Origin of the sequence: Citrobacter cronae (genome assembly GCF_016893685.1) — a bacterium.
GTDB lineage: Bacteria > Pseudomonadota > Gammaproteobacteria > Enterobacterales > Enterobacteriaceae > Citrobacter > Citrobacter werkmanii.
This window is the reverse complement of record NZ_CP069763.1, coordinates 1,781,236-1,806,462: the sequence shown is the minus strand read 5'-3', so window position 1 is coordinate 1,806,462 and position 25,227 is coordinate 1,781,236. Positions and strand designations below refer to the sequence as shown.

24 protein-coding genes are annotated in these 25,227 nt (G+C 53.5%); 10 read left to right on the top strand and 14 right to left on the bottom strand.

Features of this window, described 5'->3' with window-relative positions; all coding sequences use genetic code 11:
- Together tamB and tamA are read right to left on the bottom strand one after the other, a co-directional pair.
- Nucleotides 1-3,777, bottom strand: a complete 3,777-nt coding sequence (gene tamB / locus JSN25_RS07785; protein WP_204525587.1) for an autotransporter assembly complex protein TamB — start codon at nucleotides 3,775-3,777, stop codon at nucleotides 1-3.
- Nucleotides 3,774-5,507 carry an autotransporter assembly complex protein TamA gene (gene tamA, locus JSN25_RS07780; protein WP_204525586.1) on the bottom strand — a complete coding sequence of 578 codons (1,734 nt, stop codon included), beginning with the start codon at nucleotides 5,505-5,507 and terminating at the stop codon, nucleotides 3,774-3,776. Before tamA ends, tamB begins: the two co-directional genes overlap by 4 nt.
- A gap of 212 nt (nucleotides 5,508-5,719) precedes the next feature.
- Here tamA and msrA point away from each other — a divergent pair, with 212 nt between their 5' ends.
- Both msrA and paeA read left to right on the top strand, forming a co-directional pair.
- Nucleotides 5,720-6,358 carry a peptide-methionine (S)-S-oxide reductase MsrA gene (gene msrA / locus JSN25_RS07775; protein WP_032940276.1) on the top strand — a complete coding sequence of 213 codons (639 nt, stop codon included), beginning with the start codon at nucleotides 5,720-5,722 and terminating at the stop codon, nucleotides 6,356-6,358.
- Between the two features lie 151 nt (nucleotides 6,359-6,509).
- Nucleotides 6,510-7,850 (top strand): polyamine export protein PaeA, encoded by a 1,341-nt coding sequence (gene paeA, locus JSN25_RS07770; protein WP_003025713.1) that lies wholly within the window; start codon nucleotides 6,510-6,512, stop codon nucleotides 7,848-7,850.
- A gap of 67 nt (nucleotides 7,851-7,917) precedes the next feature.
- On the opposite strand, the gene JSN25_RS07765 is transcribed toward paeA, so the two are convergent.
- A complete protein-coding gene (locus JSN25_RS07765; protein ID WP_003025710.1) occupies nucleotides 7,918-8,124 on the bottom strand; it encodes a DUF1107 domain-containing protein in 207 nt (68 codons plus the stop codon).
- Nucleotides 8,125-8,451: 327 nt separating this feature from the next.
- Here JSN25_RS07765 and JSN25_RS07760 point away from each other — a divergent pair, with 327 nt between their 5' ends.
- A complete protein-coding gene (locus tag JSN25_RS07760) occupies nucleotides 8,452-9,009 on the top strand; it encodes a YtfJ family protein (RefSeq protein ID WP_038636612.1) in 558 nt (185 codons plus the stop codon).
- On the opposite strand, the gene cysQ is transcribed toward JSN25_RS07760, so the two are convergent.
- Nucleotides 8,999-9,739 carry a 3'(2'),5'-bisphosphate nucleotidase CysQ gene (gene cysQ, locus JSN25_RS07755; RefSeq protein WP_038636607.1) on the bottom strand — a complete coding sequence of 247 codons (741 nt, stop codon included), beginning with the start codon at nucleotides 9,737-9,739 and terminating at the stop codon, nucleotides 8,999-9,001. The genes JSN25_RS07760 and cysQ overlap by 11 nt on opposite strands.
- A 186-nt stretch (nucleotides 9,740-9,925) precedes the next feature.
- Here cysQ and cpdB point away from each other — a divergent pair, with 186 nt between their 5' ends.
- Complete coding sequence (gene cpdB, locus JSN25_RS07750; protein ID WP_204525585.1) at nucleotides 9,926-11,869, top strand: 2',3'-cyclic-nucleotide 2'-phosphodiesterase; 1,944 nt, start codon at nucleotides 9,926-9,928, stop codon at nucleotides 11,867-11,869.
- Nucleotides 11,870-11,931: 62 nt separating this feature from the next.
- Here the strand turns inward: cpdB and JSN25_RS07745 are convergent, their stop codons facing one another.
- Nucleotides 11,932-12,312, bottom strand: a complete 381-nt coding sequence (locus tag JSN25_RS07745) for a winged helix-turn-helix transcriptional regulator (RefSeq protein ID WP_038642973.1) — start codon at nucleotides 12,310-12,312, stop codon at nucleotides 11,932-11,934.
- 90 nt (nucleotides 12,313-12,402) lie between these two features.
- On the opposite strand from JSN25_RS07745, the gene JSN25_RS07740 reads away from it, so the two are divergent.
- From JSN25_RS07740 to JSN25_RS07730, 3 genes are all read left to right on the top strand, one after another.
- Complete coding sequence (locus tag JSN25_RS07740) at nucleotides 12,403-13,251, top strand: SDR family oxidoreductase (protein WP_204525584.1); 849 nt, start codon at nucleotides 12,403-12,405, stop codon at nucleotides 13,249-13,251.
- 81 nt (nucleotides 13,252-13,332) lie between these two features.
- A complete protein-coding gene (locus tag JSN25_RS07735) occupies nucleotides 13,333-14,157 on the top strand; it encodes an AraC family transcriptional regulator (protein WP_204525583.1) in 825 nt (274 codons plus the stop codon).
- Nucleotides 14,158-14,233: 76 nt separating this feature from the next.
- Nucleotides 14,234-15,202, top strand: coding sequence for a DMT family transporter (locus JSN25_RS07730; protein ID WP_110496170.1), 969 nt, complete (start codon nucleotides 14,234-14,236; stop codon nucleotides 15,200-15,202).
- Nucleotides 15,203-15,263: 61 nt separating this feature from the next.
- Here the strand turns inward: JSN25_RS07730 and JSN25_RS07725 are convergent, their stop codons facing one another.
- Nucleotides 15,264-16,835, bottom strand: coding sequence for a methyl-accepting chemotaxis protein (locus JSN25_RS07725; RefSeq protein WP_204525582.1), 1,572 nt, complete (start codon nucleotides 16,833-16,835; stop codon nucleotides 15,264-15,266).
- A gap of 244 nt (nucleotides 16,836-17,079) precedes the next feature.
- On the opposite strand from JSN25_RS07725, the gene ytfE reads away from it, so the two are divergent.
- Nucleotides 17,080-17,742 carry an iron-sulfur cluster repair protein YtfE gene (gene ytfE, locus JSN25_RS07720; protein WP_069324744.1) on the top strand — a complete coding sequence of 221 codons (663 nt, stop codon included), beginning with the start codon at nucleotides 17,080-17,082 and terminating at the stop codon, nucleotides 17,740-17,742.
- Between the two features lie 83 nt (nucleotides 17,743-17,825).
- Here the strand turns inward: ytfE and cycA are convergent, their stop codons facing one another.
- Together cycA and fklB are read right to left on the bottom strand one after the other, a co-directional pair.
- Complete coding sequence (gene cycA, locus JSN25_RS07715) at nucleotides 17,826-19,235, bottom strand: D-serine/D-alanine/glycine transporter (protein ID WP_038636591.1); 1,410 nt, start codon at nucleotides 19,233-19,235, stop codon at nucleotides 17,826-17,828.
- Nucleotides 19,236-19,543: 308 nt separating this feature from the next.
- Nucleotides 19,544-20,164 carry a BamJ family beta-barrel-assembly machinery protein gene (fklB, locus tag JSN25_RS07710; protein ID WP_038642968.1) on the bottom strand — a complete coding sequence of 207 codons (621 nt, stop codon included), beginning with the start codon at nucleotides 20,162-20,164 and terminating at the stop codon, nucleotides 19,544-19,546.
- Between the two features lie 219 nt (nucleotides 20,165-20,383).
- On the opposite strand from fklB, the gene JSN25_RS07705 reads away from it, so the two are divergent.
- Complete coding sequence (locus JSN25_RS07705; RefSeq protein WP_204525581.1) at nucleotides 20,384-21,034, top strand: OapA family protein; 651 nt, start codon at nucleotides 20,384-20,386, stop codon at nucleotides 21,032-21,034.
- A gap of 47 nt (nucleotides 21,035-21,081) precedes the next feature.
- Here the strand turns inward: JSN25_RS07705 and JSN25_RS07700 are convergent, their stop codons facing one another.
- From JSN25_RS07700 to JSN25_RS07675, 6 genes are all read right to left on the bottom strand, one after another.
- On the bottom strand, nucleotides 21,082-22,005 hold the full coding sequence (locus tag JSN25_RS07700) for a DMT family transporter (protein ID WP_085048461.1): 924 nt from the start codon (nucleotides 22,003-22,005) through the stop codon (nucleotides 21,082-21,084).
- 141 nt (nucleotides 22,006-22,146) lie between these two features.
- On the bottom strand, nucleotides 22,147-22,596 hold the full coding sequence (gene rplI, locus JSN25_RS07695; protein WP_003025676.1) for a 50S ribosomal protein L9: 450 nt from the start codon (nucleotides 22,594-22,596) through the stop codon (nucleotides 22,147-22,149).
- A 41-nt stretch (nucleotides 22,597-22,637) separates the two neighbouring features.
- On the bottom strand, nucleotides 22,638-22,865 hold the full coding sequence (rpsR, locus tag JSN25_RS07690) for a 30S ribosomal protein S18 (RefSeq protein WP_000135199.1): 228 nt from the start codon (nucleotides 22,863-22,865) through the stop codon (nucleotides 22,638-22,640).
- Nucleotides 22,866-22,869: 4 nt separating this feature from the next.
- On the bottom strand, nucleotides 22,870-23,184 hold the full coding sequence (priB, locus tag JSN25_RS07685; RefSeq protein ID WP_006686338.1) for a primosomal replication protein N: 315 nt from the start codon (nucleotides 23,182-23,184) through the stop codon (nucleotides 22,870-22,872).
- A gap of 6 nt (nucleotides 23,185-23,190) precedes the next feature.
- Nucleotides 23,191-23,586: a 30S ribosomal protein S6 gene (gene rpsF, locus JSN25_RS07680; protein WP_003025672.1), complete on the bottom strand. Its 396-nt coding sequence runs from the start codon at nucleotides 23,584-23,586 to the stop codon at nucleotides 23,191-23,193.
- A 158-nt stretch (nucleotides 23,587-23,744) separates the two neighbouring features.
- Nucleotides 23,745-24,509: a TSUP family transporter gene (locus JSN25_RS07675; protein ID WP_042312783.1), complete on the bottom strand. Its 765-nt coding sequence runs from the start codon at nucleotides 24,507-24,509 to the stop codon at nucleotides 23,745-23,747.
- A gap of 298 nt (nucleotides 24,510-24,807) precedes the next feature.
- On the opposite strand from JSN25_RS07675, the gene yjfY reads away from it, so the two are divergent.
- Nucleotides 24,808-25,083: a DUF1471 family protein YjfY gene (yjfY, locus tag JSN25_RS07670; protein ID WP_038636575.1), complete on the top strand. Its 276-nt coding sequence runs from the start codon at nucleotides 24,808-24,810 to the stop codon at nucleotides 25,081-25,083.
- Nucleotides 25,084-25,227: the final 144 nt, after the last annotated feature.

Below are 25,227 nucleotides of genomic sequence, written 5' to 3'. Positions count from 1 at the left end.
CTAAAACTCGAACTGATAGAGCAAATCAAGTGCCTGATCTACGCCAGACACTGCTTCCAGATATAGCTTAGGCATCAGACGATAACGTAGCGTGAGTGTCGCTAAGGAGTCAAATATACCCACACCATATTTCACCTGCAGACCTGGCAGTACGTATCCGCTGACAACGACCTGAGATGAGTCACCCACCCCTTGCGTGTCCAGTGCCAGATTGCTTACGCCAAATGTCTCCCCGATTTTACCCACAACCTGACCACTTTGTGCAACCCCCAGGCCAATAAGCATTGAAGTCATCGCCGCGCTGTCGCTCTGTTCACTATCCAGTCCTTGCCCACGAAGCAGGTAGGACAGCGCCATTTGCTGCGACATCGCCGGGTCGGAGAAGATCTCCGCTTTCGGTTCATCAGCCGTGCCCGTGACGCGAACGCCGGCGATCACGTCATCTTCTGTAGCATCCGGGTTACGAATCGCTTCAATATTGAGCAACGGCTGATCCGGCGGACCGGAGAATAACAGCTCGCCCTTACGCACAATCAGATCCTGACCATAGGCATGGAAGCGACCGCTCGGGATATTAATCTGCCCGTTAAGCCCCAGCCCCTGTTTATCCTGCACCACCTTCAGATCGCCCGTCAGACGCGCTTTCAGACCAAAGGCATCAAGACGCACGTTATTACCGACGTGGATATTCAGGTTGCTGTTGATCGGGATCCCGGCGGTCTGTGGTTTCTCGGGCTGCAGATCGTTATTAAGCATCACCATATCGCTGGACACCCCTACCGCGCTTTCCGGCAGATCGTGGACCACGATACGCGCCCACGGCACATCGACATTGCCGTTCAGGGTAAACAGGCTCGGTGTCGCTTCAAATTCCACATCCGGCGAGACATCCAGACGCACCATCGGCGGCACGGTGATCCGCACCCGGCTGCCTTTCGCCGCAACGCGCGCCCGCCAGTTGTCTATTTGACTCCAGTCTGCGTCGCCGCTCAGGTTGATTTCCCCCTGCTGCGTACGCACCACACCCGCCAACGTTGAGCGTGTTCCGGTGAAGTTAACGGCTAACTGGCTTGGCTGCATGTCAAACGGCATAAAGTTACCGTCGATATCCAGTCCGCTCAGTTGCAGTTGTCCAAGCAGTTGCGGGCTTTGCACATCGCCGCCCAGACGCAGGTTGGCGTTGATCATCCCCGCGGCCTTTTCACCACGTGAGAAGATAGGGTTCACCATCGCCAGATTGAAGTTGCGGATATTGACGTTGCCGCCCAGGTTACGGCGCCCTTGTGGATCCGTCACCTGCACCTTTCCGTCAAACTGCCCGTTATTAGTCAGGCGAATCAGCCAGCCCAGCTCGGCACGGTTGTCGTGCAGGTCGGCGGTCAGATTCAACGTTTCAAATGCCACAGGCAGCGGCGCATCGTTCACGCTTTGCGTGACCTTCACGTTACGCCCGGAAAGCGTGACCTGCCCCTGCGGCAGCCCCTCTTTGGTCGTGTCCCAACTGACATCGGCTTTGCCGGTGAACACCCCGCTGGCCTGAGTCGTATCCGGCATAAACGGTTTCAGCATCGCCAGGTCGAAACGGTTGAGATTCACCACCGCGCGTCCTTCTGCACCAGCATCAATGGTTTGTGGTACGCACAGCTCCGCATTCGGGTTGTTCCAGCAATGCGGTCCAATGCTGATTTTTTGTTCCTGATTGCGATAATCCAACGCGATCGCACGATTGAGCGCCCACGGACCAACCGGCGTCTGGAAACGGGTATTGCTTAATTCCCCTTTCCAGCGCTGCTCTTTGCGATCAAAGCTGCCTGCCAGGGAGAGCTGCCCTGAGACCGGCTCGCCCTGAATGCGCAGCTGTAGCTCATGCTGCTTCTCACTGCCTTTGGCATCGAGCGTCACCAGGCCGATATTCACGTCAGGTTGTACAATCCGTTCTACGCGAACGTTGAGATTACCGGCGATTTGCTCCGCCGATTTCACGTCGCCTTCGACGCGAACCTGAGCAACGGAAAGCTCCTGCCAACGCAGGCCGCGGGCGGTGATGTCCGCCAACAGCTGTGGCGCTTCTACCGTACCGCGAACTTTTACCAGCCCTTTCGCCGTGCCACCTAATCCCGGCAGCGCGTTATCCAGGCTCGGGGCATCAATCGTCGCGTCGAGATTGAGGTCCTTAACCCCCAGTTCCCCTTTCACGTCCGCACTGTTGCGCCCCAGTTCCAGATGCAGGCCCGGGATCGTCCACTGCAGGTAGCTGTTCCCCTTCAGCGAGCCGTTTACATTAACCTTGTTCTGCTTCACGTTACCGGTCAGCTTCAGCTCAGGAATCTCCATCTGCCAGCTTCCGCCGTACAGACTGCCGCGCGTTTTCACCAGACCATTCAGCTTTGACGGCCAGTCCGGGATTGTTTTCGCGGTGTTGATACCATCCAGCGTTAACTCCCCGCGCCAGCTGATCGCCTGCTGCCAGTCCACCAGCGCTTTCAGTTCGGTTTTCCCTTCCAGCGCCGCAATGCTCAGTTTGTCGAGATTAATCTGCTGTTCGTTGCCTTTGGCGTCCAGCGTAATGGTAGCCGGAGGAATATCCTGCCCTTTCACCGCGGTACGCATCGACAACGTATAGTCGGTCATTTTGCCGGTCAGCTTGAGCTTAATGTCATCGGCCTGGAATTGCTTGTCGCCGGTAAACGGCCAGTAAACCTGCTTACTCACCACTTCCAGATTGAGCGGTAATCCGGCTTCTGCCAGACGCGTTTGCGCACGCAGGTCCATATCAACCGGGCCAGACAGATTGACGCCGACTTCCAGCTGGTCACGCAGCGCGCCGCCGACCTTCAGCTTCACCTTTTCGCCTTTTAGTGGATCGACGTTCAGCGTGCTATTGAGGGTAATATCTACCGGCCATGCGTCGGTGAGCTGCGCCGTACCGCTGGCGTTTACCGTGCCCTGATTAGAGTCGATATCCAGCGCGTCGAGCTTCATGTTGCCGTCAATACTGCTCACTTTGAGCAGCATGTTATGCACCGTTAAATCCGTATCCCCGGTCACGCGCAGTTGCTCGCCGCGAAACTCTTCAATATTGAGGTTGAGCGGCAGATGGACATCGGTCATTTCCGGTAGCACCGGCTTTGAGAACAGATCTTTTAGCGTTTCGCCGAGCGGTTTTTCATCCGGCTGCGGGTTTTGAATCTTCGGTTCAACGACCTCTTCCTGCGCCACTTCCGCCACTTTAGGCAGGGCAATCAGCAGGCCCTGTAATGACGTTGGCTTCAGGGTCAGCGTTTTTTCCTGCCAGTTCAGGCCGGAGGTAAAATCGAGCACTGAAACCGTGGTGTCATCGATTTTGATATTGATGTTGTTGAGCGCCACGCGTGAAAGCGTAATCGGATAAGGTGTGGAAAGGTTAAGCGGGCCGCTATCCTCTTCCTCAACCGGAGCTGAAGGCGGCATCTTCTTGCTGTCGATCGCCACGTTGATATTTTTCAGCGACAGATCGTTGACGCACAGGCTGCTATCCCAAAGACACTCCAGCCCGACGGCCAGATGCACTTCGCCGGCATTCACCGCCACGCCAGGCTGGTCATAACGAATATTTTTGAGCGATAAATCCCGCCAGCCGCCGGTGACCTGACCAATTTCCAGCCCCGGAACCCAGCGATTAGCTGCTTTGAAGATCAGGTGCAGGCCCGAGGTGGTGCCGACAAGAAACGCCACCGTGCCTAACAACAGCAGGATAAAAATCAGCACGCCGAGGCTTATCTTCTTCCATAAACTCATAATTCAGGCCCCAGACCGATGTAAAACTGTAAACCATGTTCCTCTTTGTCGCCGACAGGAACGGCAAAGTCGAGCTTGATGGGACCGACCGGCGATTGCCAGCGTACGCCGACCCCGGCGCCGGTTTTGAAATCGCTTTTGCGGATATCGCTGACCGCTTCGCCGCTATCGACAAACATCGCACCCCACCATTTCCCGGTCACGTTGTACTGATATTCCAGCGAGCCAGTTGCCAGCTTCGAGGCCCCTTTCAGCTTACCGTCGCTGCCTTCAGGCGAAATAGATTTGTATTTATAGCCGCGAATACTGCGATCGCCCCCGGCGAAGAAACGCAGATCCGGCGGCACTTTGTCGAAGTCTCCGGTTTCAATCCAGCCGAGGTTACCGCGCATCACAAAGCGATGCTTGTCGTACAGCGTGCGGATCCAGACGTTTTGCGCCTGGAAGACGGAGAAATCAACGTCTGAGCCCCAGGCCGTATTGGAGTAATCAATGGAATAACGCTGTGAATCGCCCCAGACGGGCATCAGACCGCCGCGCGAACGCGTCCGGCTAATCATCACGCCCGGATAGAGCAGCATAGTGGTATTGGTGACGTTACCCTGCGTAAAGTGGTCGAGGCTCCAGCGCAGGTTAATCGCGCGCTGCCAGCCACTGGAGAGATCCCAGTAGCGGGAAACCGCAAGCGTCGTGGAGTCCTGCTCGGTGTCGTTTAAATCGGTACGCTTAAAGCCGCCCTGCACCAGGTAATACTGCTCCAGCGGGTTCTTTAACAGCGGCATTTTATAACTAAAATCAAGGACCTGCTCTGGCGCGGAGATACTGGCGCTGGTGGTCAGGCTGTGGCCATAGGAGTTCATCCACGGCTTTTTCCACGAGGTCTTCACCCGTGGCCCGACGTCAGTTGAATAACCAACCCCGGTTTCGATGGTGTTTTCGGTACGCGGCGAGACCACGCCTTTTAGCGGCAGCACTTTGGTTTTGCGGGCTTTATCAAATTCCGGCGCGACAACCACAGAATTAAACCATCCGGTCGCCGACAGACGACGGTTCAGTTCCCCCAAATCTTTCGACTCGTACGCTTCACCTTCTTTAAATGGCACCAGGTTTTGCAGGTACTCATCACGAATTTGCGAGCCTTCAAAGGTGACATGCCCAAAGCGATAGCGTTCGCCGCTGTTGTAATCGATATCCCAGAACGCCTGACGGCGCTCAAGCGCTATTCCAAGCTGACTTTTATTAAATTCACTGTCGAAATAACCTTTGCGCAGCGCCACGCTGGTGAGGGATTTTTTGAAGTTGTCATAGTCTCCCTGATTCAACACGGTGCCGATTGCCGGGCGCGTTTTCAGCAGATCCAGGTAATCTTTATCCGTACGCGCGCCACCGCGCAGAATCACTTCGGTGCCGCCAATCAGCACCGGCTCGCCGGGTGTGACTTTGGCAATCAGCACCTGGCGTCCTTTCGCCGGTGGCGGGCGCAGCTCAAAATCGATGGTCGGCTCAAAGTAGCCCAGCGCTTTTAGCCCTTCGCGGATGGCATCATCAACGCGCGCACGAAAGCGTCGGTCTGGCGTGACTTCATCACTTTGAATCGTGGACAGCTGCGCACGGACGTTTTTCTCCAGCGGTCCTGATAATCCTTCGACCTGTAAGCGAACATTCGCGGCGGTGGCGGAGCCACTTAAGCACAGTAATCCCACCCAACATAACTGACGGATATGTGGCACATTTTCTCCTGAATATCCTTTTTTCCCACCCCTGGAAAAAAATACTATGCCGTTCCTCGGCTTAACAAAAAATCAACAATAAGAGTTGAAAAACAGACGGCAACCCAAATATTTCTTATGTTTAACTCTAGACGTATTCATGCCGTTTATTGTGGGCAAAGACGCGTCTCGTTACAACCTTAACCCAAATGACTGATTTCGGGAGAACGGCCATGAGTTTATTTGATAGAAAGCATCTCGTTACTCAAGCAGATGCGCTACCTGGACGCAACACCCCGATGCCAGTGGCAACGCTGCATGCGGTTAACCAACATTCGATGACCAACGTGCCCGACGGTATGGAAATCGCCCTTTTCGCCATGGGATGTTTCTGGGGCGTGGAGCGTTTATTCTGGTCATTACCCGGCGTGTACAGCACCGCAGCCGGATACACCGGCGGCTATACCCCTAACCCGACCTATCGGGAAGTTTGCTCTGGCGATACCGGGCATGCCGAGGCGGTACGCGTCGTCTATGACCCGCATGTTATCAGCTACGAGCAACTGCTGCAGGTGTTCTGGGAAAATCACGACCCGGCGCAAGGTATGCGCCAGGGGAACGACCAGGGTACGCAGTATCGTTCCGCTATTTATCCCTTAACGCCAGAGCAAACCGCCGCAGCACAGGCCAGCCTTGAGCGTTTTCAGGCGGCGATGACCGCCGCTGGCGACGAGCGGACCATTACAACGGAAATCAGTACGGCAACCCCGTTCTATTATGCCGAAGACGATCACCAACAATATCTGCACAAAAACCCTTACGGATATTGTGGAATTGGCGGGATTGGCGTGTGTTTGCCACCACAAGGATAAATTTACCCCTCTGGCGACGTTACAGTACCTTACGCTATACTAGCTTCTGAATTTACCGGCTCACTTCCACGAGCCGGTTTTCAATGTGTATTTCACACGGATTTATCAACTTCTCCCTTCCGAGGATCTGACCCGAACGGTCGGATAAGATATGTTAAACAGTATTTTAGTCATTCTCTGCCTGATCGCCGTGAGTGCGTTTTTCTCGATATCCGAGATCTCGCTTGCCGCATCACGCAAAATCAAACTTAAACTGCTTGCCGATGAAGGCAATGTAAACGCACAGCGTGTTTTGAAGATGCAGGAAAACCCCGGCATGTTTTTTACCGTGGTGCAGATTGGCCTTAACGCGGTCGCCATTCTCGGCGGTATCGTTGGTGATGCGGCCTTTTCCCCGGCGTTTTACAGTCTGTTCTCAAAGTACTTCGCTCCAGAACTGTCCGAACAGTTAAGTTTTATTCTGTCCTTCTCACTGGTTACTGGCCTGTTCATCCTGTTCGCGGATTTAACCCCGAAACGCATCGGTATGATTGCGCCAGAAGCTGTGGCTTTGCGTATCATCAACCCGATGCGCTTCTGTCTGCTGGTCTTCCGCCCGCTGGTGTGGTTCTTTAACGGTCTGGCAAATAACATTTTCCGCCTGTTTAAAATCCCGATGGTGCGTAAAGATGACATCACGTCAGACGACATTTACGCCGTGGTCGAAGCCGGTGCGCTGGCGGGTGTTCTGCGCAAGCAGGAACATGAGCTGATTGAAAATGTGTTCGAACTGGAATCCCGTACCGTACCGTCTTCAATGACCTCGCGCGAGAACATTATCTGGTTCGATCTTCACGAAGACGAGCAGAGCCTGAAGAACAAAGTGGCGGAACACCCGCACTCCAAATTCCTGGTGTGTAACGAAGATATCGACCACATCATTGGCTATGTCGATTCAAAGGATCTCCTCAACCGCGTGCTGGCCAACCAGAGCATGGCGCTGAACAGCGGCGTGCAGATCCGCAATACGCTGATTGTCCCGGATACGCTGACGCTCTCTGAAGCGCTGGAAAGCTTCAAAACCGCAGGCGAAGATTTTGCCGTCATCATGAACGAGTATGCATTGGTGGTGGGGATTATCACGCTCAACGATGTGATGACGACGCTGATGGGCGATTTAGTCGGTCAGGGCCTGGAAGAGCAGATCGTGGCGCGTGATGAAAACTCATGGTTAGTCGACGGCGGTACGCCGATTGATGACGTCATGCGCGTCCTGGATATCGACGAATTCCCGCAGTCCGGTAACTATGAGACCATCGGCGGCTTTATGATGTTCATGTTGCGTAAAATCCCGAAACGCACCGACTCGGTGAAATATTCAGGCTACAAATTTGAAGTGGTGGATATCGATAACTACAAGATCGATCAGCTGCTGGTGACGCGTCTGGACAGTAAACCTACCGTTCTGGTACCGAAACTGCCGGATGCGAAGGAAGAGGCGAAGGCGTCATAGCGCCTTGCAGAAACATCAACGGCTCCAGTCCTGGAGCCGTTTTTTTAACTACCGCATAGCACTTTGATCAAGCCATCTCAGTTTGCAGACGCAAGACCTGACGGTTAACTTCGGACATCACGGAAAAATGCAGCTTGTCCTTCACTTTTGGGATAAGAATCTTACCCTTATCAAATTCAAAAGCGCCTACGTCCTTGATATATAACCGTCCACGAAACAGGATCTTCACGTACTTCGCCACCTGCAGCGGGTTGTATCGTTGGAAAATTTTCATTGTTGTCTCCTGCTGAGCATTACGCCTTTGCGGTACCACAATCGGTCCGACAATCCTCAGGCGCAAATTTTAATGCCCTATGACTATAGACTATCTCGTTGATGTTTCCAGCGTGTATAAGTTTATTTACCTTCAAGTTACAATTATTCAGAATTATCTTTTCAACGCTTCGCTGTCTTCAGTATAAGCCTTCGATTTTCGCAGGATTTGTGCGCCCGTCCGCAAACTGGCATCGCGCTTGCGGGAAAAAGCATCAATCGCACATATGATTAAATTCCAGACCCAAGTGGTCGGATCACCTGCAAAATAAAGAAAGAAGGAAAACCTATGACCTTACGAAAACTGCTGGCGCTGTCGTGCCTGCTGCTGCCGATGATTGCCTCCGCCCATAAGTTTGAGACTAACCAGCGCGTACCACCGGTGGGGATCGCCGATCGCGGCGAACTGATTCTTGATAACGATAAGTTTAGCTACAAAAGCTGGAATAGCGCGCAACTGCCCGGCAAAGTACGGATTGTGCAACACATTGCCGGGCGCACCTCCGCTAAAGAGAAAAACGCGAACCTGATTGAAGCTATCAAAGCGGCGAACCTGCCGCACGACAAATACCAGACCACCACTATCGTCAACACGGATGACGCCATTCCCGGCTCCGGTATGTTTGTGCGCAGCAGTCTGGAGAGCAACAAGAAGCTCTATCCATGGTCACAATTTATTGTCGACAGCAACGGCATTGCGCGTAAAGCCTGGCAACTGGATGAAGAAAGCTCCGCTATTGCGGTACTCGATAAGGACGGACGCGTACAGTGGGCAAAAGATGGTGCATTAACGCAGGAAGAGGTGCAGCAGGTGATTGCCCTGCTGCATAAATTGCTCAGTAAATAGAGACCCGGAAGCCGGGGTTGAGGAACGATTCACGTGGGGTGTAGTCCAGCGGTTTCCCCTGCCAGTCGTGAACGTGCGCTCCGGCTGCGGCGGCAACGGCGTGGCCAGCGGCGGTGTCCCAGACGTTAGTTGGCCCAAAACGCGGATACAGCTGCGCGTGCCCTTCCGCCACCAGGCAGAATTTCAGCGACGATCCAATCGACGTGGTCTGGTGTTCGCCCAGTTGTTGCAGATACTCTTTTAACTCATTGTCGGCATGCGAGCGGCTAATTACCACCAGCGGTGGACGCGCGTCACGTACCAGGATCTGTTTGCGCACACCGCACTCTTCTTTCCACGCTTTACCTTCTGCCGCGCTGTACATGACCTTCATTACTGGCGCGTAAACCACGCCAAGCACCGGCTTTCCCTGTTCAATCAGCGCAATATTGACGGTAAATTCACCGTTACGTTTAATAAACTCTTTGGTACCGTCCAGCGGGTCCACCAGCCAGTAGCGCTGCCAGTGCTGGCGAACATCCCAGCCAGGAGGAGCTTCTTCAGACAGAACCGGAATATCCGGCGTCAACGCCTGTAATCCTTCGAGGATCACCGTGTGCGCAGCGATATCCGCCGCCGTGACCGGAGAATCATCCTGCTTGCTGGTAATCTCCATCGGTTTGATTCCATCGTAGACCTGCATAATGGCATCGCCCGCGTTCCGTGCAAGCTGGCATACATGTTCTAACATTCTCCACCTCGTTTGTCAGTGGTGTTAACTCGTTGTTTTACTTATACCCGATCGTCAGGTGATCCGCCAACTGTGATAGCGTCTGCGGTTTTAAACGCTATATTCATGTCATGATTCACAGTTCTGTAAGCAAGAAGATTTATATACATTTTCTTTTGTGGCTTAGATCTTAAAAGGATGCCCCTGATGATTAAGTTTAGTGCAACGCTTCTGGCAACGCTGATTGCAGCCAGCGTGAATGCCGCGACCGTTGATCTGCGAATAATGGAAACCACTGATTTACATAGCAATATGATGGATTTCGATTATTACAAAGACACGCCGACTGAAAAATTTGGCCTGGTGCGCACGGCAAGTCTGATCAACACCGCGCGTGGTGAAGTCAAAAACAGCGTGCTGGTTGATAACGGCGATCTGATTCAGGGCAGCCCGCTCGGGGATTACATGGCGGCCAAAGGGCTGAAAGCGGGCGAAACTCACCCGGTATATAAGGCGCTCAATACGCTGGATTACGCGGTGGGTAACCTCGGCAACCATGAATTCAACTACGGTCTGGAGTATTTGCATAACGCGCTGGCCGGAGCGAAGTTCCCCTACGTTAACGCCAATATCATCGATGTTAAGACCAAAAAGCCGCTATTTACACCTTACTTGATCAAAGAAACTGAGGTGGTCGACCAGCAAGGTAACAAGCAGACGCTGAAGATTGGCTATATCGGCTTCGTGCCACCACAAATCATGACCTGGGATAAAGCTAACCTTAGCGGCAAAGTGACGGTAAATGACATCACCGAAACAGCACGTAAGTATGTGCCGGATATGCGGAAAAAAGGCGCTGATGTCGTGGTGGTGATTGCTCACTCCGGCCTTTCTGCCGACCCGTATCAGACGATGGCGGAAAACTCCGTTTATTATCTCAGTGAAGTACCGGGCGTGGATGCCATTATGTTTGGTCATGCTCACGCCGTCTTCCCGGGGAAAGATTTTGCCAACATTAAAGGTGCAGATATCACAAAAGGTACGCTCAATGGCGTGCCGGCGGTGATGCCTGGCATGTGGGGCGATCATCTGGGCGTCGTGGATTTGGTACTGAATAACGATAGCGGTAAATGGCAGGTCAGCCAGGCGAAAGCAGAGGCACGCCCCATTTATGACGCCGCGGCGAAAAAATCACTGGCAGCAGAAGACAAAAAAATCGTTGAGATCCTGAAAGCCGATCACGACGCCACTCGTGAATTCGTCAGCAAACCAATTGGTAAATCCGCCGACAACATGTACAGCTACCTGGCGTTGGTTCAGGATGACCCGACCGTGCAGGTGGTGAATAACGCCCAGAAAGCCTATGTGGAACATTTTATTCAGGGCGATCCGGACCTGGCAAAATTGCCGGTACTTTCCGCGGCCGCGCCGTTTAAGGTCGGTGGACGCAAGAACGATCCGGCCAGCTTTGTCGAAGTCGAAAAAGGCCAGTTAACCTTCCGTAATGCCGCTGATTTGTATCTCTATCCCAATACCCTGGTGGTCGTGAAAGCCAGCGGCAAAGAGGTGAAAGAGTGGCTGGAATGTTCCGCCGGGCAGTTTAATCAAATTGATATTCACAGCAGCAAGCCGCAGTCGCTGATCAACTGGGATGGGTTCCGTACTTATAACTTTGACGTGATCGACGGCGTGAATTATCAGATTGATGTGTCACAGCCCGCCCGCTACGACGGCGAGTGCCAGACCATCAACCCAAAAGCAGAGCGGATTAAGAATCTGACCTTTAACGGTAAGCCTGTCGACCCTAACGCCACCTTCCTCGTCGCGACCAACAACTATCGCGCCTATGGCGGTAAGTTTGCCGGAACCGGAGACAACCACATCGCGTTTGCGTCACCAGATGAAAACCGCTCGGTGCTGGCCGCATGGATTGGTGCTGAGACGAAGCGTGCCGGTGAAATTCATCCGGCGGCAGATAACAACTGGCGTCTGGCGCCGATTCACAGTGATACGCCACTGGATATTCGTTTTGAAACGTCACCGTCTGAGAAAGCCGCAGCGTTTATCAAAGAGAAAGGGCAATATCCGCTGAAAAAAGTCGCTACCGATGATATCGGCTTTGCGATTTATCAGCTAGATTTGAGTAAGTAACTCTCGTGCCGGATGCGACGCACTAGCGTCTTATCCGGCCTACAAAACACACTGCCAACCTATCACGCAACCCGCTCTTCCCGTTGCGCCAAAACCTGCGGCAAATTCAGTTCTATCCAGTCCGCCAGCGCGGCGACTTTATCGCTCACCTGCTCACCCAACGGCGTCAGACTATATTCCACGTGCGGCGGCACCACCGGATAAGACACCCGATTGATAAACCCGTCCTGCTCCAGCGCCTGCAGCGATTGCGCCAGCATTTTTTCACTGACGCCGCCCATCTTCCGGCGCAAATCGCTAAAGCGGTGCGTACCATCGCGCAGCGCCACCAGAATTAACACGCCCCAACGGCTGGTGACGTGTTTTAACACCTCGCGTGAAGGGCATTGCTCGGCAAACAAATTGCCATCGCGTAATTGCTGGGAGAGCGTCGACGCTGTCATTTTCATACTAACCTTTTTGTACGTACTTACTAAAAGTTAGTTTAAGTGTTAGCGTGATTAAACACAAGACCAATACCAAGGAGTTACCCCATGATCGCAATTACCGGCGCCACCGGCCAACTGGGCCAACACGTTATTGAATCGCTACTGAAAACCGTTCCTGCCAGCCAGATTGTGGCTATCGTGCGTAACCCCGCTAAAGCGACGGCGCTTAGCCAGCAGGGCATTACCGTTCGCCAGGCGGATTACAGCGACGAAGCCGCCTTTACGACTGCCTTACAGGGTATCGACAAGCTACTGCTGATCTCCTCCAGCGAAGTGGGACAACGTGCCCCACAGCATCGCAACGTGATTAATGCAGCAAAGGCTGCCCACGTGAAATTTATCGCCTACACCAGCCTGCTGCACGCCGACACCTCCCCGCTGGGGCTGGCCGATGAACACATCGCCACCGAGAAGATGCTGGCTGAATCCGGTATCGCCTACGCGCTGCTGCGTAACGGCTGGTACACCGAAAACTATCTCGCCAGCGCGCCAGCTGCACTGGAACACGGCGTCTTTATCGGGGCGGCGGGAGAAGGCAAAATCGCCTCGGCAACCCGCGCCGACTATGCCGCTGCCGCCGCGCGCGTCATCAGTGAAGAGGGGCACGCCGGTAAAACCTACGAACTGGCGGGCGATGCAGGCTGGACCCTGAGCCAGTTGGCTGCCGAGCTGGCAAAGCAGAGCGGTAAAAAAGTGGTGTATCAGAACCTGAGCGAAGCTGATTTTGCCGCAGCGCTGAAAGGCTTTGGTCTGCCTGCCGGGCTGGCGGAGATGCTGGCTGATTCTGACGTTGGCGCCTCTAAAGGCGGTCTGTTCGATGACAGCTATACGTTGAGCAAACTGATTGGCCGCCCAACCACATCATTGGCTGACAGCGTCAAAGGCATCGTATAAGTGTTAAAAATTAGTTAATTGTGGTGGCATCCCCGCGCATCCTCTCTGATAATGACAGGATGATGCGTGGGGAGAGAAAACGTGCAAGGTGTACCTGAGCAGTTTATTGATGAAAAAGACAGCGCCCGCTTTCGCCATCTGGCGCAGGTGCCGGGCGTTGAGCTGTATCATGCACACATCTCACGTTACGCCTTTGAACCACATACCCATGAAGCGTTTGGCATTGGCGCGATAGAAGCCGGAGCCGAACGTTTTCGCTATCGCGGTACGCAGTACGTCGCGCCCGCCCATTCTGTCGTCACCATGAATCCCGATGAGCTGCATACCGGCGAAGCCGAAACCGCCGACGGCTGGCGCTATCGGATGATCTATCTTGAGCCCGATCTTCTGGAAGAGGTCACCGGGATCCGCCACTGGTGGTTTCATGACGTAACGCGTCACGATCCGCTGCGCTCGCGCCAGATCTGCTCACTGATCCACGGCCTGTGGAACACGGAAGATGCGCTGGCGCAAAAAGGGTTATTGCTCGATCTGATCGATACGTTCCAGCCGCTGGCCCGCCATGCGCCAACATCTACAGAGGGGTCGCATCGCTTTGAGCGGGTACGCGAGTATCTGCATGATAATTACATGCACCCGATAACGCTCGACGAACTGGCGCGGGTTGCCTCACTGAGTCCCTGGCATTTTCAACGCCAGTTTAAGTCTCATTTCCACGTTACGCCGCACCAAATGCTGATGGCCATTCGCCTGTGGCGAGCCAAAGGTTTTCTCACTCACGGAATGCCCGCCGCAGAGGTCGCCGCCGCAACCGGTTTGACCGACCAGTCGCATCTCACCCGCGCATTTACTCATCGTTACGGCATTACGCCGGTACGTTATCAGAAGCAGGTTTATTCGCGCTAATGCGCAATCTCATACAATACGGCTGCACTCTCCCTACCTACACTCAACGCAATGTTTAATGATGTGGATGTTAACAATGATTAGCGGCGTGCTGTACGCCCTGCTGGCAGGGCTGATGTGGGGATTAATTTTTGTCGGGCCGCTGATCGTGCCGGAATACCCGGCAGTATTACAGTCGATGGGACGCTATCTGGCGCTGGGGCTGATCGCTGTGCCGATCGCCTGGCTGGGACGCGCGCGTCTGCGCCAACTGACGGGTAAAGACTGGATAACGGCGCTGGCGCTAACGATGATGGGTAACCTGATTTATTACGTTTGCCTGGCCAGCGCCATCCAGCGTACCGGCGCGCCAGTATCAACGATGATTATTGGTACATTACCGGTGGTGATCCCGGTCTTCGCCAACCTGCTCTATAGCCAGCGTGACGGTAAATTATCCTGGTGGCGTCTGTCACCTGCGCTGATATTAATTGCTATTGGCCTGCTGTGCGTGAATATCTCGGAGCTGAACCAGGGATTACCCGATTTCAGCGGCTGGCGTTATGGCTCTGGTATCGTGCTGGCGCTTGTCTCAGTGGTGTGCTGGGCGTGGTATGCACTGCGTAATGCCCGCTGGTTGCGCGAGAATCCAGATAAGCATCCGATGATGTGGGCGACGGCTCAGGCGCTGGTGACGCTGCCCGTTTCTCTGCTGGGGTACATTGCAGCATGTCTGTGGCTGCATGGGCAAACGCCAGGTTTCGCCCTGCCCTTCGGCCCGCGTCCGGATGTGTTTATCGGCCTGATGATAGCCATTGCGGTATTGTGTTCGTGGGTTGGCGCGCTGTGCTGGAACGTCGCCAGCCAGAAGCTGCCGACGGTGATCCTCGGCCCGCTGATTGTCTTCGAAACGCTGGCTGGCCTGCTGTATACCTTTATGCTGCGCCAGGCTTTTCCGCCGCTGCTGACGCTAAGCGGTATTGCGCTGCTGGTAATAGGCGTGGTAATTGCGGTGCGGTCAAAACCGCAGAAACCGGCGGTAGTGCCGGTTTCAGGGGATGCCTGATGGCGCTGCGCTTATCAGGCCTACAAGGACTGTACGATCTCATGTAGGCCGGATAAGGCGTTTACGCCGCCATCCGGCGCGACACTTTAAATACCGCCACGGTCTGGTTCAGTCGTGCTGCCTGCTCTTCAAGCGCGGCGGCAGCGGAAGCGGACTCCTCCACCAGCGAAGCATTTTGCTGCGTCACGCGATCCATCTCGGCAACGGCCTGGCCTACCTGATCGATACCCCGGCTCTGTTCATCAGAAGCCGAGGCAATTTCGCCCATAATGTCGGTCACGCGGGTCACGGCGCTGACAATCTCCGCCATCGTTTCGCCTGCTTCATGCACCAGCGCCGTACCGGCATTGACCCGATTGCCCGAGTCATCAATCAGCGCCTTAATCTCTTTTGCCGCCTGAGCGCTACGCTGCGCCAGAGTACGAACTTCGCCAGCGACCACGGCAAAACCACGGCCCTGTTCGCCCGCACGCGCCGCTTCTACCGCCGCGTTCAGCGCCAGAATATTGGTCTGGAAGGCAATACCGTCGATAACAGAGGTAATTTGCGCGATTTTGCTGGAACTGGTGGCAATTTCGTCCATCGTACGCACCACGCCATCAACCACGGTTCCACCTTTCTGCGCCGTCTGTGAGGCGTTTTTTGCCAGACTGGTCGCCTGACGCGCGTTATCCGCGTTCTGCTTCACGGTGGCGGTGAGTTGTTCCATGCTGGCAGCGGTCTCTTCCAGAGAGGCAGCCTGCTGCTCGGTACGTGAAGAGAGATCGTTACTGCCTGCGGCAATTTCACCCGCGCCGGTGTAGATAGTGTCAGCCCCGTCACGCACCACGCTGACCGTATTCGCCAACGCCTGCTGCATGTCACGCACATTACTTGCCAGCAGCGCCATTTCATTGCTGCCATCGGCGTTGATGCTATGCGTCAGGTCACCCGCAGCGATGTGGCGAATATGTCCCATCACCTCGTGTAGCGGCTTGAGCAACACGCGCTGCATCGCCAGCCAACTGGCGACAATCACAGTGACAACAGCCAGCATCACGGCAGACAACAGCCAGATTATCTTGCGGTAATCACTCTCATTGTCCTGCACGCCGGCAGTGGCCAGTGCCGTTTGCGCGGCACGCCATTCCCGATATACTTCCTGCATGGCCGTCTGCTTCTGCTCAGCATTCTGCTTGAACATCTCTTCCAGCTTACCTTCAGCCAGCAGCGCGTTCATTTTAGCCAGCGTCGCAGAATAGATGCCGTACTGTTCTTCCAGTCGATCGGCCAGACGCTCATCCAGCCCCGGCGTTTCTGGCAGGGCGTAGTATTTATCGTAATGCTCTTTCGACTCGGCCAGCAGACGATTTGCCGTGTTCACCAGTTCTTTCAACTGACCACCGTTGATCTCGCTGGCCATCGTTCCCTGTAAACGCAGCATCCCCCGGTTGAGCGTGACGCGAGCCTGGTTCAGGCTAATCCACGCATCGGTAAATTCAGCCACGTTCTGACTGGAAAGCTGAGAGACATTAAAGTTCTGTTTATCGTTATTGAGTGCGCCAATAAAGACGCCTGCGGAGATGAGCTGCATCGCGCCCAGCGCGAGTAACACGGTGATAAGTAAGGTTATCACTTTGATTCGTTTGAACATCTGTTGCCTTTTATTATGCAGGTATTGTCTGAGGTCTAACTATCGGCAGCGGCGTGCGCTTATTTAATCTTGTGACGCGGCTTTTTTCGCCATTTTTCCCCTTTTCAATAAGATTCAGCACCTTAACGAAATAAGAAATTTTCGTGACGCTCATCACAAAACACCCCACCCCGAAAGGGTTATAGCCTTCTTTATAAGTTGCATTTAAAATACACCTTATATTATTGAGAATGAGGTAACGGCAATGTCTTATCGCGATCAACCTTTAGGTGAACTGGCGCTCTCTATTCCTCGCGCTTCGGCCCTGTTTCGTAAATACGATATGGATTACTGCTGCGGCGGTAAGCAAACGCTGGCACGCGCTGCCGCACGTAAAGAGCTGGATTTAGACGCTATCGAGGCGCAGCTCGCGCAACTGGCTGAACAGCCGTTGGAGAAAGACTGGCGTACCGTGGCGCTGGCTGAAATCATCGACCATATCATCGTGCGCTATCACGACAGACACCGCGAACAGCTGCCGGAACTGATCCTGCAGGCCACGAAAGTTGAACGCGTCCACGCAGACAAACCGAACGTACCGCGTGGTCTGGCGAAGAACCTGAGCATGCTGCATGAAGAGCTGTCCAGCCACATGATGAAGGAAGAGCAGATCCTGTTCCCGATGATTAAACAGGGTATGGGTAGCCAGGCAATGGGACCAATCAGCGTGATGGAAAGCGAGCATGACGATGCCGGTGAACTGGTCGAAGTGATCAAACACATCACCCATAATGTGACGCCGCCGCCAGAAGCCTGCACCACCTGGAAAGCCATGTATAACGGCATTAACGAGATGATCGACGACCTGATGGAACACATCAGTCTGGAAAATAATGTGTTGTTCCCGCGTGCCCTCGCAGGTGAATAAAAAAAGGCGCCCGAGAGCGCCTTCCTGAAGTCCGAATTCGGCCACTGCTTATGTGGCCTTTTTTATGTCCGATATGGCTACGCCTAACGCACGCCTGCCATACGTTTCTTACCGATAAACAACCAGCCCAGACCCAGCGCGATGAACCACAGCGGCGTCACAATCAGCGCCTGGCGAGTATCCTCTTCCAGCGTCAGCAGTACCAGTACGAAAACAAAGAACGCCATACACACCCAGCACATCAGCTTACCGAGCGGCATCTTGTAGATTGATTTTTCATGCAGGTGCGGACGCTGCTTGCGGTACACCAGGTACGAGCAAAGAATGATGGTCCATACGAACATGAACAGAATCGCCGACACGGTGGTGATCATGGTGAACGCGCCAATCACGCTCGGATTCACATACAGCATCACCACGCCGCCCAACAGGCAGATACAGGAGAAGGTTAAACCTTTCGCCGGAACCGCGCGTTTAGACAGCTTGGCAAACGCTTTAGGTGCCACGCCTTCCTGCGCCAGACCAAACAGCATACGGCTGGTAGAGAACACGCCGCTGTTTGCGGAAGAGGCCGCAGAAGTTAGCACCACAAAGTTGATCAGGCTCGCCGCCGCGGGCAGACCGACCAGGACAAACAGTTCAACGAATGGGCTCTTGGATGGCACCACCGAGCTCCACGGCGTGACGGACATAATCACAATCAGCGCGAAAACGTAGAACATGATGATACGGATCGGGATCGAGTTAATGGCGCGCGGCAGAGATTTCTCCGGGTCTTTGGTTTCCGCAGCGGTTGTCCCCACCAGCTCAATGCCCACAAACGCGAACACCGCAATCTGGAAGCCGGCAAAGAAGCCGCTCAGCCCTTTCGGGAACCAGCCACCGTCATTCCACAGATGCGTGAACGATGCCTGAACGCCAGTTGGCGACTGGAAGTGCGTCAGCACCATCACCAGGCCGACGACAATCAGACCGATAATGGCAACGATTTTGATCATCGCAAACCAGAACTCCATCTCACCGAACATTTTTACCGTGGCGAGGTTAAGGCTCAGCAGCAGCACGATCACCGCCAGCGAGGCGACCCAGTCTGAGAGTTCAGGGAACCAGAATTGCGCATACGCCGTAATGGCGACAACGTCGGCCATCCCGGTAACAACCCAGCAGAACCAGTAAGTCCAACCGGTAAAATACCCGGCCCATGGCCCAAGCAGGTCGGAGGCAAAATCACTAAATGATTTGTATTCCAGATTCGAGAGCAGCAACTCTCCCATTGCCCGCATCACGAAAAACAGCATGAAACCGATGATCATATACACAAAGATGATCGACGGTCCGGCAAGACTGATAGTTTTACCGGAGCCCATAAACAGGCCGGTACCGATAGCGCCGCCAATGGCAATAAGTTGAATATGACGGTTTGTGAGATTGCGCCGTAGCGACTGTTCAGACGAAGCCTCTTCTGCGGCTTCGACTTTTACCTGATCTACCATGTTTTTTCTTCCTGTACCTGTCTGTGTTGTTCAGGCTCTACGGCCTTTAGTGTGTCTATGATACGACGATCCTGTTAGCAGGACTCATCGATATTAGGTAAGAATTGGCGGGATGAATACTAAGATTTAGATATAATGTTAATTTAATGTTTAAAGTGAGTGTCATATCACTCTGATAGCGCGAATCAGCTCACAAAAATACACGCTGGTGAGGCATTTGCAAGATAAAATATCGACAACGGCGTAACTATAGCTTTTCACGCTATTTCTTTGCTCCCCCCGGCCTCGGGGGGAACAGAAGTCACTGCTTACAGAATCTCAAGCAGTTCAACGTCGAATACCAGCGTGCTGAACGGAGGAATGGACGCGCCAGCGCCACGCTCGCCGTAAGCCAGTTCCTGAGGAATAGTCAGTTCCCATTTGGAACCCACCGGCATCAGAGTCAGCGCTTCAATCCAGCCAGGGATGACGCCGTTAACCGGGAATTCAGCCGGTTCGCCACGTGCGACAGAACTGTCGAACACGGTACCGTCGATCAGTTTACCGGTGTAATGCACGCGAACGCGGTCGGTGCGTGCCGGGATAGCACCTTCGCCCTGGGTCAGAACACGGAACTGCAAACCGGATTCAGTGCTGTTCACACCCTCTTTCTCACGGTTTTCTTCCAGATATTTAACGCCATCAGCGGCCATAGCCTGGAAACGCTCGCGACGAACTGCATCAGCACGCTCGTGGATTTCACGCAGTGCGCGATGCACAACATCAACCGGCACTGCCGGATGCTTGCCTTCCAGCGCGTCAGCGATACCCGCTACCAGCGCTTCAGGCAACAGCCCTTCCAGACCGGATTCGCTCAGCTGCTGTCCTACCTGCAAACCAATGCCGTAGCTTGCTTGCGCTTCGATAGTGTCAAAAGTCGGGGTAGCCATCATATTTCCTTTCATCGGATGTAAAGTAGCGGGCAGCATATCAGCCATGCCGCATCCGGTAAAACTTTGTCTCGGGAACTGATGACAAATCGCGAGGAAAAAGAAACAATGACTATTGTCCGCATGAATGTCACGAAAGCGGGTACCCGAACAAGTATCATAGAGTTAGCGATCTATACTCTATGACTGAGGAACGAGACGCGGAGCAGGAGGAAAGCCATGCCCGGGCGCTTTGAATTAAAACCAACCCTGGCGAAAATCTGGCATGCACCGGACAATTTTCGCATTATGGACCCGCTGCCGCCGATGCACCGCCGCGGCATTATTGCTGCTGCTATCGTGCTGGTGATCGGTTTCCTGCTCCCTTCCAGCGACAACACCGATGCACCAGTGGTCGCGCGTACTGCCCAGTTGGATTTGCAGTCGCAGTCACAGCCGCCGACGGAGGCCCAGCTTCAGGCACAACTGGTCGCCCCGCAAAACGACCCTGGCCAGGTCGCGCCGGTTGCGCCGGAACCCATCCAGGAAGGGGAACCAGACGCACAACCGCAGGCCCAGCAATCTCATCCACAGACGCAACCTTTCCAGCCGGATAGTGGAATTGACCAGCAGTGGCGTTCCTACCGCGTAGATTCGGGTAAAACGCTGGCCCAGGTATTCCGTGACCACAATCTCCCGCCAACCGATGTGTACGCCATGGCGCAGGTAGAAGGGGCCGGGAAACCGCTGAGCAATTTGAAAGACGGACAGATGGTGCAGATCAGGCAGAATGCCAGTGGCGTAGTGACAGGGTTAACCATCGATACGGGTAATGGCCAGCAGGTCCTGTTTACCCGCCAGCCTAACGGCAGTTTTATTCGCGCCCGATAGCCAGCACCCCTGATAAGCGCAGTGCCATCAGGCAGCAAGGTGAAGCGTTAGCGTTTCACCTTGTTCACCCACCAGATCCCCGAACAGACCAGCACCAACGCTACTGCATATTTCCATTCGAGAATATTTTCGCCGAGGAAAATGGCCGACAGTACCGCGCCTGAAACCGGGATCAGGAAGTTAAACGGCGCAATCATCCCCACGCGGTTGTGTTTAAGCAAAATACTCCACAAGGCAAATGCCACCGAAGAGAGCAACGTCAGGTAGCCCAGAATCGCCAACGAAGACGCGCCGTGTACGGTCAGCGTGCCACCAAAAGCGTAACCGCCGATCACCAGCGCCAGACCGCCACCGCCCAGTTGATACCCCGTCATTACCGTCGGGTCGACCGTCTGAGAAATGCGTTTGCCGTATAACGTAGCGGCGGAGAGAATAAAGGCTGCCATCACTACCGAGCCGTCCCCTAACAGGCTGAAGCTAAAATCCAGTCCGCTGTTAAAGTTCACCACCATCACGCCGAGAAAGCCCAGGATACAACCCAGCGCCTTGTTGTAGCTGAGTTTATCGTTCTGATAGATAAAATGCGCCAGCAGCACGCTGAAGAACGTGCCAGTCGCGTTCATGATGGACCCTTTCACCCCCGTCGTGAACGCCAGGCCAATATAAAAGAAAATATATTGCAGCGAAGTCTGCGTCAGCCCCAACAGCGTGAGCTGACCATATTGACGCGGGCTTAACCGGCCAATCGGTTTACGCTGCGCCACCGCCAGCAGGAGCAGCAATAATCCCGCAAACAGGAAGCGATAGCCGGCAAAGACAATTTTCGAGGGAATGTCATCCGTGGCAATCTGGAAGATCTCGTATCCACTTTTGATCGCCGGGTAGGCGCTCCCCCACAGCAAGCAGCAGAATGCCGCGCTCAGATAGACAACATTTTTACGCGCAAACAGAGGTTGGTGCGTTGGTTCCATTCCATCACCACTTTGAAATAATGTTTTATTTTTGTGATTATCCCGAAAAGGACAAAGAATAGCCAGAGAGAAAGACGGGGAACAGAAAAGCAAAACGCCGGCACAGGGCCGGCGCTTTTACGCGGTTAGCAGAATAAAAACTTATTCCGCAACTACGTTTACAGTCAGCTTAGCAAACACTTCGCTGTGAACCTGGAAGCTCACTTCGTGCTCGCCAGTGGTACGCAGAACGCCGTTCGGCAGACGAACTTCGCTCTTAGCTACTTCAACGCCAGCTGCAGTTACAGCGTCAGCGATGTCGCGAGTACCGATGGAACCGAACAGTTTACCTTCGTCGCCTGCTTTAGACGCGATGGTTACGGTTTCCAGTGCGTTGATTTTCTCAGCACGAGCTTCAGCAGCGGACAGAACGTCAGCCAGTTTAGCTTCCAGCTCAGCGCGACGCGCTTCGAAAAATTCAACGTTTTTCTTGGTAGCAGGAACAGCTTTACCCTGTGGTACCAGGAAGTTACGAGCATAGCCCGCTTTAACGTTAACCTGATCACCCAGGCTACCCAGGTTTGCTACTTTATCAAGCAGAATAACTTGCATTACCTTATCCTCTCAAAGTCGTATTAATGGACCGTGACCGATTACTGATGACGATCAGTGTACGGCAGCAGGGACAGGTAGCGAGCGCGTTTGATAGCGCGAGCCAGCTGACGCTGGTATTTTGCACGGGTACCGGTGATACGGCTTGGGACAATCTTACCGCTTTCGGTGATGTAGTTTTTCAGCGTAGCGATATCTTTATAGTCGATCTCTTGAACGCCTTCCGCGGTGAAACGGCAGAACTTGCGACGACGGAAATAACGTGCCATATGGCTAGTCTCCAGAATCTATCAATTCAATCTGCTCGGCATGCAGAACCATTTTGCTCAGGCCGTTCTTTGCCTTATGGCAAGAGATGAACCCCTGAACGGTTACTGCGCTACCGACCGTTATACTGTGAGTAATGGCCTGGTTTTCGTGTCCGCTAACAATAACGGGCATTTGGCACCACGCCTGCCGGTGAAACCCGGCTTCCTCCTGCACAGAACGATGCTCAAGCACGAACTGGCAATGAGGAATTCCTGATGGACTGACCTTTCGAAGGGGGGCCCTGCACACGGTGCCGGACAACGCCAGACGGTTGGTCATCAGAAATTACTCTTCAGAATCCCCAGCTTCAGCATCATCTGCGGTTTCGTTTGCGAAATCATCGCGACGCTCACGGCGCTCGTCTTTCGCTTTAACCATCGGAGATGCTTCGGTAACAGCGTGTTTAGTACGCATAACCATGCTGCGGATAACGGCATCGTTGAAGCGGAAGGTAGTTTCCAGCTCATCGATCACTTCCTGCGGCGCTTCAACGTTCATCAGAACGTAGTGAGCTTTGTGCAGTTTGTTGATCGGGTAAGCCAGCTGACGGCGGCCCCAGTCTTCCAGACGGTGGATCGTGCCTTCTGCGCCAGTGATGGCAGCAGTGTAGCGTTCGATCATACCCGGAACCTGTTCGCTCTGGTCAGGATGGACCATAAAAACGATTTCGTAATGACGCATCGAATTGCTCCTTACGGATTATTCAGCCTCCTGTCTGGGTCAGCCGAGGCCCATGGAGGCAAGGAACGTGTTAAAGGTCGGCTGAAAAATGACGCGTCATAATACTGGGGTCAGCCGGTAAACTCAAGGTGCTTGTACGATTATTTACCATGTCGCCATTAATACATATCCAGCAGCATTTTGACGCTAATGCAAATGGAGACAATGACAATCATCGGCCGGATAACTTTCTTTCCGCGCGTCAGTACCACCGTTGCGCCCAGGCGCGCGCCGAGCGATTGTCCGGCAAACATCACCAGCCCCAGCGACCAGATCATTTTGCCGCCGAAAATGAAGAACAAAATCGAGGCGATATTCGATGCAAGGTTAATAAAATTCGAGTGAATTTGTGCCTTATCGATGCTGTATCCCCACAACAGGATATAGCAGAGCGTATAAAAGGAACCCGCACCAGCGCCAAGAAATCCATCATAAAAGCCAATGCAGCCGCCGCAGATCAGAGAAAAGAAAAACAGGGATACCTGCTGCTTTCTTTTCGGTTCGCTGAGATTGGGAGCGGAAATAAAGTAGATGGCGACGGCGATAATCAGTACCGGAAGCAGTTTTTTCAACACCTCCGGTTCAATGAACTGAATGAGCGTCGTGCCTAACGCTGAGCCGATAAAAGCAGACAGGAATACATACTTGTGCTCCTGCACGTTGATATGTCCCCGGCGTAAAAAGTAAATCCCGGAGGTTAGCGAACTGCCCAGCGCCTGAATTTTATTGGTTGCCAGCGCATTCGCCGGGGGTAAACCAGAAATTAACAGTGCGCCAATAGAGAGAAACCCACCGCCGCCCGACACCACGTTAATAAAGCCAGCCACCAGTGCGACCATAAACATAATCACGAAGTAGCTGAAATCCATGAATGAAGTATCCATAAGTTTTTGCCTTATTATCATAAAGTTATATTAATTATACGGCTCACTATAAACAGGGTATCCATCCGTTTAAATTGACTATTTGGTAAGAGCTTGTGCGCGAAAGACAGGTATTTTTTAACGCAGCGGTATCTATCAGTTACCTGTAAATAAAAGAAAAGGCGGGCATGCGGTAATTTTTTGAACAACTGCATCAGAAATGGTCGCTAACGCCTGCGCCGGTAGCGGTTAAAATTACATCAGAAGCTCATCACTCACAGGAGAGAAGCAACCAGAGACCGCAGTCGAGGAGGTACATATGCGAGCCCGTGTTTTAACCCTTCTGGCTGTGCTTTTGCTCAGTGCAAATGCAACGGCAGCCATCCAAATTGACAATCATCAGGCCAGGAATATGGATGATGTGCAGAGCTTAGGCGTCATTTACATAAATCATAACTTCGCCACTGAAAGTGAAGCCACTCAGGCCCTGAATGAAGAGACCGATGCGCAAGGCGCAAACTACTACCACGTGATCCTCACCAGGGAACCCGGCAGTAACGGAAATATGCACGCCAGTGCGGATATTTATCGCTAGCACCAGAGACAACCAACGAGAACATTGCCACCGTTTGACTTGCCCCCCTCACCGGGGGCTTTTTTTTGCACATCAGGTAAATGAGAATTATTTTTCTTTGTATCTTATCCTGGTCATCATTTACTGATTAAATAAAGCATTACC